The sequence below is a fragment of the Acidimicrobiia bacterium genome (assembly GCA_035651955.1).
GTDB lineage: Bacteria > Actinomycetota > Acidimicrobiia > IMCC26256 > JAMXLJ01 > JAMXLJ01.
The window spans coordinates 1-9,156 of sequence record DASRES010000028.1 but is presented as its reverse complement, the minus strand read 5'-3'; the positions used below and the strand labels follow the sequence as shown (position 1 = coordinate 9,156).

General features: G+C 71.2%; 10 protein-coding genes. 9 read left to right on the top strand and 1 reads right to left on the bottom strand.

Annotation, left to right across the window (positions count from 1 at the left end; genetic code table 11):
* On the bottom strand, positions 1 to 828 hold an 828-nt coding region (locus VFC33_07060), incomplete at its 3' end, for a CoA transferase (protein ID HZR12995.1).
* Positions 829 to 927: 99 nt separating this feature from the next.
* On the opposite strand from VFC33_07060, the gene VFC33_07055 reads away from it, so the two are divergent.
* From VFC33_07055 to VFC33_07015, 9 genes are all read left to right on the top strand, one after another.
* Positions 928 to 1,482, top strand: coding sequence for a hypothetical protein (locus tag VFC33_07055; protein HZR12994.1), 555 nt, complete (start codon positions 928 to 930; stop codon positions 1,480 to 1,482).
* Positions 1,479 to 2,981 carry an LCP family protein gene (locus VFC33_07050; protein HZR12993.1) on the top strand — a complete coding sequence of 501 codons (1,503 nt, stop codon included), beginning with the start codon at positions 1,479 to 1,481 and terminating at the stop codon, positions 2,979 to 2,981. The genes VFC33_07055 and VFC33_07050 overlap by 4 nt, the downstream gene beginning before the upstream one ends.
* On the top strand, positions 2,981 to 3,607 hold the full coding sequence (locus tag VFC33_07045; protein HZR12992.1) for a TetR family transcriptional regulator: 627 nt from the start codon (positions 2,981 to 2,983) through the stop codon (positions 3,605 to 3,607). The genes VFC33_07050 and VFC33_07045 overlap by 1 nt, the downstream gene beginning before the upstream one ends.
* 61 nt (positions 3,608 to 3,668) lie before the next feature.
* On the top strand, positions 3,669 to 4,115 hold the full coding sequence (locus tag VFC33_07040; protein ID HZR12991.1) for an OB-fold domain-containing protein: 447 nt from the start codon (positions 3,669 to 3,671) through the stop codon (positions 4,113 to 4,115).
* Positions 4,112 to 4,678 carry an OB-fold domain-containing protein gene (locus tag VFC33_07035; GenBank protein HZR12990.1) on the top strand — a complete coding sequence of 189 codons (567 nt, stop codon included), beginning with the start codon at positions 4,112 to 4,114 and terminating at the stop codon, positions 4,676 to 4,678. Before VFC33_07040 ends, VFC33_07035 begins: the two co-directional genes overlap by 4 nt.
* Positions 4,678 to 5,745 (top strand): thiolase domain-containing protein, encoded by a 1,068-nt coding sequence (locus VFC33_07030; protein HZR12989.1) that lies wholly within the window; start codon positions 4,678 to 4,680, stop codon positions 5,743 to 5,745. The genes VFC33_07035 and VFC33_07030 overlap by 1 nt, the downstream gene beginning before the upstream one ends.
* A complete protein-coding gene (locus tag VFC33_07025) occupies positions 5,742 to 6,908 on the top strand; it encodes a thiolase domain-containing protein (protein ID HZR12988.1) in 1,167 nt (388 codons plus the stop codon). Before VFC33_07030 ends, VFC33_07025 begins: the two co-directional genes overlap by 4 nt.
* Positions 6,905 to 7,816: an SDR family oxidoreductase gene (locus VFC33_07020; protein ID HZR12987.1), complete on the top strand. Its 912-nt coding sequence runs from the start codon at positions 6,905 to 6,907 to the stop codon at positions 7,814 to 7,816. The genes VFC33_07025 and VFC33_07020 overlap by 4 nt, the downstream gene beginning before the upstream one ends.
* Positions 7,813 to 9,126: an acyl-CoA dehydrogenase family protein gene (locus tag VFC33_07015; protein ID HZR12986.1), complete on the top strand. Its 1,314-nt coding sequence runs from the start codon at positions 7,813 to 7,815 to the stop codon at positions 9,124 to 9,126. The genes VFC33_07020 and VFC33_07015 overlap by 4 nt, the downstream gene beginning before the upstream one ends.
* Positions 9,127 to 9,156 lie beyond the last annotated feature (30 nt).

Below are 9,156 nucleotides of genomic sequence, written 5' to 3'. Positions count from 1 at the left end.
GAACCGCTCGTCGTCGATCCACTCCGGGCGCTCCACGGCGCGGCACAGGTCGGGCCAGTGACGCTCGCCCTCGAGGCCGATCAGCCAGAACCACCGGCCGTCGCGGTCGCGGTAGCTGTTGATCACCGGGTTGCCCATCGTCTCGCGCGTCGCGACGCCGATGCCGACGCCGAACCGCAGCGCGGTGTTCACGTCGAACCCGATCGTGTACAGGCCTTGGCGCAGCAACGACGTCGACACGACCTGACCGCGGCCGGTGCGTTCACGCGCGACGAGTGCGGCGCACACACCGCTCGCCATCGTCATGGCGGCGGAGTGGTCGCCCATCCCGCCCCGCTGGAACGGCGGCGTCCCGCCCGGCGACGTGAGCAGGTGCGCGATCCCCGAACGGGCCCAGAACGCGCCGATGTCGTACGCCGCGCGGTCCTTCTCGGGACCGTCGAGCCCGTAGCCGGTGATCGCCGCGTACACGAGTCGCGGCCAGCGCGCGGTGACGGTCTCGGGGTCGAGGCCGACGCGCGCGAGCCCCGCGAGCCGGACGTTCGTGAGGAACACGTCCGCGCGCGCAAGGAGGTCGTACGCGACGGCCCGTCCGTCGTCCGTCGCGAGGTTGACCACGATGCTGCGCTTGGAGCGGTTGTCGAGCTCGAACGGCGGGTTGAACGGGACGTCGCCGCCGAGCATGGCGCCGAACGTGCGCCCCGGGTCACCGGCCGGCGGCTCGATCTTCACGACGTCGGCTCCCCAGTCGGCGAGGATGCCGCCCGCGCCGGGCCCCGCGACCCAGACGCCCAGCTCGACCACACGCACTCCGTCCAGCGGGCCCATCCACCCTCCTTCCTCGTGGCGCGCAGCTTGCCACCAGCCCGTACGGCGACAGCGCGCCGGGCCGGAGCAGCGAGTCCTCCTACACTCCCGCGCATCGACGTGCTCGTGATCTGCACCGGCAACATCTGCCGTTCGCCGATGGGCGAAGCCCTGCTCCGACGTCACCTCGACGTGCGCGGGCTGCCCGCGCGCGTCCACTCGGCCGGCACGATGCGCTGGAGCGGCCCCGCGTCCGACGAGGCCGTCGACGCGATGCGCGAGCACGGCCTCGACCTGTCCGCGCACCGCAGCCGCTCGCTGACGCCAGAGCTGGTCGCCGACGCCGACCTGGTGCTCGGGATGACCCGCGCGCACGTCGAGTTCGTGACGACCCGCTGCCCGGACGCCGCCGACAAGACGTTCATGGTGCGCGAGCTCGCGCGGCTGGGGCGCGCCATCGGCCCCCGAGCCGACGGCGAGCCCGTCGGCGCGTGGCTCGCGCGCGTGGCTGCCCTTCGCGAACCCGACCGTCCGGTCGGCCACCCCCAGGACGAGGTCGACGACCCGGTCGGCCAGCCGCTCGACGTCTACCGCCGCACGGCCGCGATCCTCGATGCGTCGCTGGGCGCGATCGCGGACCTCCTCGCCGGCATCGAGGAGTCGGGCGCGGCATGACGACGCGCCGTGAACGCCGCGGGGCACGCGGGCGCGCGGGGCGCGGGAACGGCGCGCGCACCTGGCCCCAGTTCTCGTGGATCAACTTCGCGCGGCGCTACGTCCTCGCGCTCGGCCTGTGCTTCGTGGTCATCGCCGGCGGCGTCGTCGGGATGCGGACGAGCGTCGACCAGAAGCTGTCGCGCATCAAGACGCGCAAGGGGCTCACGCTCTCGCACGAGCCTGCCGCGAACTCCGGCAACTTCCTCGTCATCGGGTCCGACTCGCGCGCCTTCGTCAACAACGCGGCACAGGCACAGGCGTTCGGCAGCGCGCAGCAGGAGGGCGGTCAACGCTCGGACACGATCATGATCGCCCACGTCGATCCGTCGCAGAAGCGGATGCTCGTCGTCTCGCTCCCGCGCGACACGATCGTGAACGTTCCCGGGATGGGGCGGACGAAGATCAACGCCGCGTTCAACGCCGGGCCGCAGCGGCTGATCGACACGATCAAGCTCAACTTCAACGTCGACATCCAGCACTACATCGAGGTCGGGTTCGACTCGTTCTCGGGCATCGTCGACGCGATCGGTCACGTGCCGATCGTGTTCCCGGCGCCCGCGTACGACCCCTGCACCGGGCTGTACATCCCGGCCTCCGGCACCCAGGAGCTCAACGGGCAGACCGCGCTCCAGTACGTCCGCTCGCGCCACCTCCTCTACTACGAGGACGGGAAGTGGCGTGACGCGAGCCCCCGCGCGGACCTCGACCGCATCGCGCGCCAACAGGGGTTCATCCGTCAGCTCGCGACGCTCGCCTTCAAGAAGGCCGAGAAGGACGTCTTCGCCGCGAACGACATCGCGGACAGCATCGTGTCCAAGCTGACCGTCGACGCGAGCCTGGCCCAGAACCACGGTGAGCTGCTCGCGCTGGTGCGCGCGTTCCGCGACGTCAACCCGTCGGACCCGTCGACGTTCGCGACGTTGACGCTCCCCGTGCGCGAGTCGGGGAACGGGTTGGCGCTGCAGCAGCCCGACGCGGACGAGCTGTTCCAGCGGCTCCGCACGTTCGGCGGTCCCCCGCCCGCGCCGAAGGACGTCCACCCGCAGCAGATCAGCGTGCGCGTGCTCAACGGGACGGGCGTCTCCGGCCAGGCGAGCAACGTCCTCCAGACGCTCACGAGCCAGTACCACTTCATCGGCGCGGGTGTCGGCGACGCGCCCGCCACGACGGAGACCGAGGTCCACTACCGCCCGCAGCAGCTGGACTCGGCACGTGTCGTGCAGCTCTACCTGGGTGGCGTCGGCCGGCTGGTGGACGATCCGAACCTGACCGACTCGACGGTCGTCGTCGTGCTCGGGACGGACTTCAAGGCCGTCCTCCCGCCCGCGGTGCTGTACGCGGTCACCCTCGACCAGATCGCGAGCACGCCGTCGACCAGCACCACGACGACGACCACGACCGGTGTCGTCGCGCCGAAGCCGCCGACCTACCTGTCGAAGCAGGAGTGCGCGCCGTAGTGAGTACCCGGGCAGGGGACTCCGACGACAACGAGGTCGTTGCGGTCGACACCAACGGCGAGGCCCTGACGCGCAACCAGCTCGCGCGCCGGGACCGCGTCATCAAGGCCGCGATGGCGTTGGCGGCCGAGGGCGGGTACGACGCCGTCCAGATGCGTGACGTCGCCGCGCAGGCGAACGTCGCGCTCGGGACGATCTACCGGTACTTCTCGTCGAAGGACCACCTGCTCGCGGCCACGCTCGTCGAGTTCTCGCGCGCGGTCCAGGTCCGGATGGAGCGCAGGCCGCCGCGTGGCGTGTCGCCCGCCGACCGCGTCGTCGACGCCGTCCGGCGCGCGATGGCGGCCATCGAGCGCCAGCCCCGTCTCGGCAAGGCGATGGTGAGCGCGATCTCGTCACCCGATCCCGCGGTGTCGGAGTGCCAGGCCGAGATGAGCGCCATCATGGTGCAGCTGCTGTCCGAACCGATGGGCGACATGGACCCCGCGCGCAAGTTGCGCATCGTGTCCGTGCTCTCGCACGTGTGGTTCTCGGCGCTGCTCGGGTGGGTCAACGACTGGGCGAACGTCGGCGACGTCGGCGACGAGCTCGAGTCCGCGGCGCGCCTGCTGCTGCCCGACGCGTAGCCCGCAGCGCGCGTTTCGTGCCCAATTGCCGCGCAGAAATGGAATGTGTTCTACTCGGGCCGTGACCGAGCTGCAGGCAACGACGCACACGATCGAGTTCCCCTACACACGCACGCTCGGGCCCGTGATCGGGCCGTTCCTCACCGGACTGCGCGACGGGAGGATCCTCGGCATCCGGTGCCGCGACCGCGTGCTGGTCCCGCCGCAGGAGTACGACCCCGAGACGGGCGACGCGCTCGAGCCGCCGCTCGTCGAGGTCGGTCCCGCGGGCACCGTCGAGACGTGGGCGTGGGTGAGCGAGCCGACCCGCAAGCACCCGCTCGACCGGCCGTTCGCGTTCGCGCTCGTCAAGCTCGACGGCGCGGACACCGCGATGGTGCACGCCGTCGACGCCGGCTCCATCGACGCGATGCGCACGGGCATGCGCGTCACACCGCGCTGGCGCGCCGAGCGCAAGGGCCGCATCGACGACATCGAGTGCTTCGTCCCCGAGGGAGGTGCCGCATGACCGCCGCGAAGAGCGACACCGCTGTGACGGGCGACGAGCCCGTCACGATGATGGAGTACTTCATGTCGCTGACGTACACGGACGTCGTCAGCCCGCCCGTCGTGCGCTTCCGCGAGGCGCTCATGGAGGGCCGGCTCATCGCGCAGCAGTGCCCGAAGTGCCACCTCGTGTACGTGCCGCCGAAGGGCTACTGCCCGATCGACACCATCGAGCTCGACGAGCGCAACGAGATCCAGCTCGCCGACCGCGGAGTGGTGACGAACTACACGATCGTCACGCCCGTCCAGTACTACGGGCAGAAGGAGACCGAGCCGTTCGTGCGCGCGTCGATCCTGCTCGACCCGCCCGGCGGGATGCTGATCCTCCAGGACATCCTCGACATCCCGACGGACGAGGTCCGCGCGGGCATGCGGGTCGAGGCCGTGTGGGCGAAGCCCGGCGAGCGCAACGTCGACGAGGTCGGGAACCGGTCGGGGAGCGCGCTGGAAGGCTCGCTGCGCGGCTTCCGGCCGACCGGCGAGCCCGACGTGCCGGCCGACAGCTTCAGCGACAAGGTGTGGTGATGGCGAGCTCACTCAAGGACGTCGCGATCATCGGGTACGCGCAGGCGCGCAACGAGCGCCAGGCGCAGCAGACCGAGGTCCAGTTCCTGTTCCCGGTGATCAACGAGGCGCTGGAGATGTCGAAGATCCCGCGCCGCGAGATCGGGTTCACGTGCGCGGGGAGCTGCGACTACCTGTCGGGGCAGACGTTCGCGTTCGTGATGAACCTCGAAGCGGTCGGCGCGTGGCCGCCGATCACCGAGAGCCACGTCGAGATGGACGGCGCATGGGCGCTGTACGAGGCATGGGTGCGGTTGCAGCACGAGGACATCGACACCGCGCTCGTGTTCGGCTCGGGGAAGTCGTCGCCCGGTGTGCCGGCCGAGATCTATCCGCTGCAGACCGACCCGTACACGCTCACGCCGCTCGGCGTCGACCCGGTGTCGTTCGCCGCGCTGCAGGCACGCGCGTTGCTGGACGCCGGGAAGGTCACCGAGCGGCAGATGGCGGAGATCGCCGCGCGGAGTCGCCGCGACGCGATGAAGAACCCGTACGCCCAGGTGACCGGCGAGTTCGACGTCGACGAGCTGCTCGCGCAGCCCTACGTCACCGCGCCGCTGCGCAAGCACGACCTGCCGCCGATCTCCGACGGCGCGTGCGCGGTCGTGCTCGCGACGGCCGACAAGGCGCGCGAGGTGTGCGAGCGGCCCGCATGGATCCGTGGGATCGACCACCGCATCGAGGCGCACCAGCCGGGCCTGCGCGACCTCACCGTCTCGACGTCGACCAGGCTCGCCGCCGAGGGCGCGGGCGTCGGCGACCGCCCCGTCGAGGTCGCGGAGCTGTCCGCCACGTTCACGCACCAGGAGCCGATCCTGCGCGAGGCGCTCGGCCTCGGCGACGACGTCGCGGTGAACCCGTCGGGTGGTGCGCTGGCGGCGAACCCCGTGATGGCGGTCGGGCTCGCGCGCATCGCGGAGGCGGCGAAGCAGATCGTCGAGGGCGGCCGCTCGCGCACGCTCGGTCACGCGACGTCGGGCATGTGCCTGCAGCAGAACCTCGTCTGCGTCTTGGAGGGCGACTCGTGACGAACCTCGGTGAACCCTGCGCGGTCGTCGGCTTCGGGCAGACGAAGCACAAGAAGCGCCGCGACGACCTGTCGCTCCCCGGGCTCGTCCGCGAGGCCGCGCTGCGGGCGCTCGAGGACGCCGAGATGACGTGGAGCGACATCGACGCGGTCGTCATCGGCAAGGCGCCCGACCCGTTCGAGGGCGTGATGATGCCGGAGCTGTCGCTCGCCGACGCGCTCGGCGCGAACGGCAAGCCGATGATGCGCGTCCACACGGCCGGGAGCGTCGGTGGGTCGACGACGATCGTCGCGACGTCGCTCGTCCAGGCCCGTCGCCACAAGCGCGTGCTGACCGTCGCGTACGAGAAGCAGTCCGAGGGCAACGCGCAGTGGGGTCTCGCCGGCGGGCGGAGCGGGAGCATGGGCGCGGGCGGCATCTTCGCCCCGTGGATGCGCTCCTACATCCGGAACTCGGGCGCGCCCGAGCACATCGGGTGGCAGGTCGCGGTGAAGGACCGGCTCAACGCGCTCAAGAACCCGTACGCGCACCTCCACCTGCCGGACATCACGATCGAGAAGGTGAAGGAGTCCCCGATGCTGTGGGACCCGATTCACTTCCTCGAGTCGTGCCCGAGCTCCGACGGCGCGGCCGCGATGGTGCTCACCGACGAGGAGGGCGGCCGCAAGGCGTCGAAGCAGCCGGCGTGGGTGATCGCGACCGCGATGCGCAGCGAGCTCGGCTCGTTCCCCGGGCGTGACACCGTGCGCCCGCAAGCGGGCGTCGAGTGCGCGCACATGCTGTACGAGGCCGCGGGCATCACGAACCCGCGCACGCAGATCGACGTCGCCGAGCTCTACGTGCCGTTCTCGTGGTACGAGCCGATGTGGCTCGAGGGCCACGACATCGCGGGCCCGGGCGAGGGCTGGAAGATGGTCGACTCCGGCGAGACCGAGATCACGGGCGCGTTCCCGGTCAACCCGTCGGGCGGCGTGCTGTCGTCGAACCCGATCGGTGCGTCGGGGATGCTCCGCTTCGGGGAGGCTGCGCAGCAGGTGCGCGGCCAGGCCGGCGAGCACCAGGTCCCCGGTGCAAAGGTCGCGCTCGCGCAGGCGTACGGCGGTGCGGCGCAGTACTACGCGATGTGGGTGGTCTCGTCCGACCCGCATCCGTCGTTCTCGTGAGTCCTTCCCGCGTCTGTGACGGGCGCGTCGTCATCGTCACGGGCGCCGGGCGCGGCATCGGTCGCGAGCACGCGCTCGAGTTCGCGCGCCAGGGCGCGAAGGTCGTCGTCAACGACCTCGGCGCCGACGTCGATGGCACCGGCGGCTCGACCGGCCCCGCGGGCGAGGTCGTCGACGCGATCCGCGGCATGGGGGGCGAGGCGGTCGCGAACGGCGACGACGTGTCCGACTGGGACGGCGCGAAGCGGATCGTCGACACCGCGATCGACACGTTCGGGAAGCTCGACACGCTCGTCAACAACGCCGGCATCCTGCGCGACCGCATGCTCGTCAACATGACGGTGGACGAGTGGGACGCGGTGATGCGCGTGCACCTGCGCGGTCATTTCTGCACGACGCGTCACGCGGCCGCCTACTGGCGCGAGCAGACGAAGGCGGGCGAGGACGTGCACGCGCGTGTCGTGTGCACGAGCTCGGGTGCCGGCCTCTACGGCAACGTCGGTCAGGCGAACTACGCGGCTGCGAAGTCCGGCATCGCCACGTTCGCGCGTGTCGCGGCCGCGGAGCTCGGACGCTACGGGGTGACCGTGAACGCGATCGCGCCGTCGGCCCGGACGCGGATGACCGAGGACACGTTCCCCGAGATGATGGCCAAGCCCGCGGAGGGGTTCGACGTGATGGACCCCGCGAACATCTCGCCGCTCGTCGTGTGGCTCGGCAGCAACGACGCCGACGGCGTGACCGGTCACGTGTTCGAGGTCGTCGGCGGTCAGGTCTGGATCGCCGACAACTGGCGGCCGCTGCCCGGCGCGGACAAGGGCGACCGCTGGGAGCCCGGCGAGCTCGGCCCCGTCGTGCGGGACCTCGTGGCCAAGGTCGAGCCGATACCCGTCATCGGAGCGCAGTGAGCGAGCGCGACCATGAGTACGGAGCGGCGAGCGGCCGCGAGGCGGGTATCCCGCCTCGCAGCGAGCGCGACCATGAGCAAGAGTCCCCCGAGGACCGCGCCTTCCGGGAGGAGGCGCGCGCCTGGCTCGCCGCGCACGCGAAGCCTCGGCGAGGTGAGAGCGAATTCACGCGTCGGTACGCGTCGGCGGACAACTCGCCCGCGGCCGACGCCGAGCACGTCCGGTTGTGCCGGGAGTGGCAGCGGACGCTGTTCGAAGGCGGGTTCGCGGGGATCAACGTGCCGAAGGAGTACGGCGGCAGGGGCGGCACCGCGAAGCAGGCTCGCATCTTCGCCCAGGAGCAGGCCCGCTTCGACGTGAACTCGGGTGTGTTCGCGGTCGGGCTCGGGATGGTGGTGCCGACGTTGCTCGCGCACGGCACCGAGGAGCAGAAGTACCGATACATCCCCGCGTTGCTCCGGGGCGACGAGGTGTGGTGCCAGCTGTTCAGCGAGCCGGGCGCCGGCTCCGACCTCGCCGGGCTGCGGACCCGGGCCGTGCGCGACGGCGACGAGTTCGTCGTCGACGGGCAGAAGGTCTGGAACTCGGGTGCTCACCACAGCGACATGGGGATCCTGCTCGCGCGCACCGACGTCGACGTCCCGAAGCACCGCGGCATCACGTACTTCCTCGTCGACATGCGCACGCCGGGCATCGACGTGCGGCCGCTCCGGCAGATCAACGGCGTCGCGCACTTCAACGAGGTGTTCCTGAGCGACGTGCGCATCCCGGTCGCGAACGTCCTCGGCGAGGTGAACGGCGGATGGGCGGTCGCGCAGACGACGCTCGCGAACGAGCGCAACATGATCGGCGGTGGCACCGGCGGCGGGGCGGGTGTCGGCTTCGGCGACTTCAAGCGTCTCGCGCAGGAGTACGGGGTCGCCGGCGACCCCGTGATCCGGCAGGGCCTCGCCGACGCGTTCATCCGCTTCGAGGTCATCAGGTACCTCGGCGCGCGTGCGCAGGCCGCGATCCGCGCCGGGAAGATGCCCGGGCCGGAGAGCTCCGTGCTGAAGCTGTCGATGTCGGAGCACGTCGCGCGGAACGGCGACCTCGCGCTCGCGATCCAGGGCGCGGCCGGAATGCTGATCGGCAGCGACGCGACGCAGAACGGCCTCTGGCAGCAGCAGTTCCTCGGTCAGTGGGGCATCCGCATCGGCGGCGGCACCGAGCAGATCCAGCGCAACGTCATCGGCGAGCGCGTCCTCGGCCTTCCCGCGGAGGCGCGCCCCGACAAGACCCTGCCGTTCCGGGAGCTGCTCTCGAGCTGACGCCCCCGGCCGAGCTCTGATGGATTCGAC